This window comes from Psychrobacter sp. 1U2, from assembly GCF_051847575.1.
On sequence record NZ_JBPYDC010000189.1, the window covers coordinates 1 to 1,478 of the forward strand.

At 42.6% G+C, this 1,478-nt stretch carries 2 protein-coding genes; one reads left to right on the top strand and one right to left on the bottom strand.

All coding sequences use genetic code 11. The features are described 5' to 3' along the window. A partial coding sequence (locus tag ACS8FD_RS14345) for a BCCT family transporter (protein ID WP_439276355.1) occupies positions 1-837 on the top strand: 837 nt, incomplete at its 5' end. A 190-nt stretch (positions 838-1,027) separates the two neighbouring features. Here ACS8FD_RS14345 and ACS8FD_RS14350 read toward each other — a convergent pair. Then, positions 1,028-1,478 (bottom strand): beta C-S lyase family protein (locus tag ACS8FD_RS14350; RefSeq protein ID WP_459252130.1); only part of this gene is annotated, 451 nt, incomplete at its 5' end.

A 1,478-nucleotide genomic window follows, 5' to 3' on the forward strand; every position in this document is an offset into this window, starting at 1 on the left:
TCTCTCACCGAAATGCCGCGTATGATGACTTATATAGAACCCTTCAAAGACTTCCAACAGTTCGGCTTTGAACACACCACCTTTCCGCAAGATTGGACCGTTTTTTATTGGGCATGGTGGTTGGTATTTGCACCGACTATCGGGCTGTTCATTGCCAAAATCTCGAGAGGGCGCACGATACGTAATATGGTCTTGGGGTCGATGTTCTATGGCTCGCTTGGCTGTGCGATGTTTATGATTATCTTGGGTAACTATGGTCTATATCTACAATTGACAGGCGTTGTCGATGTGGTGGCTGTCCTAAATAATGAGTCGCCCACTGCGGCCATCTTCGCTATCTTAAATAGCTTGCCGATGTCTTATGTAGTCATCGCTATCTTTACCTTTTTAGCTACTATCTTTACTGCTACTACCTTTGACTCTATCTCTTATATCTTGGCGTCCGTGGTACAACGAGAAGTCGATGATGAACCGCACCGTTGGAATCGTCTCTTTTGGGCATTCACATTGTGTTTATTGCCCGCGATTTTAATGTTCTTAGGAGACCTGCAAACCTTGCAGACTGCTTCTATTATCGCTGGTGCGCCGCTCATTATCATTCTCTCGATGATGATGGTCTCGGTCATTAAAGCTGCGCGTTATGATCTCGCTTATCAGCCTGATTACAATATAAAAACCATTCATATCGAAGAGCTGCCTGATAATGCGCCGTGGGAAGTAGGGGAAACCTCAGTATCACTTGAAGGCTCAATCATGCATCAACATGAAGAATGGGAGCAAATGCGCGAGGATACTGAAAACGCTGTGAACGCTAAAAACAACGGAAATGAGAAGTAGCTAATCGAAAGTGACTGTATTTAAGCTTTTTCTAAAAAATCAAATTAAAAGGCTGGGCTACGTTGGTAGCCCAGCCTTTTTGCTGTTTTTATCTATGATAATTAATCTACTTTAAAAATGGGCTAGCAACAGAGCTAGATATAAAGGCAAAAACAGAAACAGTGCTAATGAAACGAATTTCTTGCCAGCTTTATGAGTCCTTAACGACATCACTAAAAGCCGTATAAATACGATTCAACCCTTCTCGCAATAGCGCTTCAGGACACGCCACATTAAGGCGCATTTTAAGATACCCCTCATCGCCATATTTAATACCCGCATTGAGCTCAACTTTAGCATCGCGCAGCTTGTCATACAGCATTTGATCATCTTGCCCATATGCCGAGCAATCAAGCCAGATTAAATACGACGCCTCTGGACGCATGACCTTAATGTCAGGCAAATGACCTGCTAAAAAGTCTAGTGTTAACTCAATGTTTTTTTCAATATAAGCAAGTGCTTGTTCAAGCCACTCCTCGCCCTCTTCATAGGCGCTTTGCATCACGGTATAGGCAAATAAATTGAGCTCATACTCATCATTTAAATTCTGCTGCTGGCTGATTTGTTTGAGTAATGCCTCATCTTTAGCAAAAATCATTGAA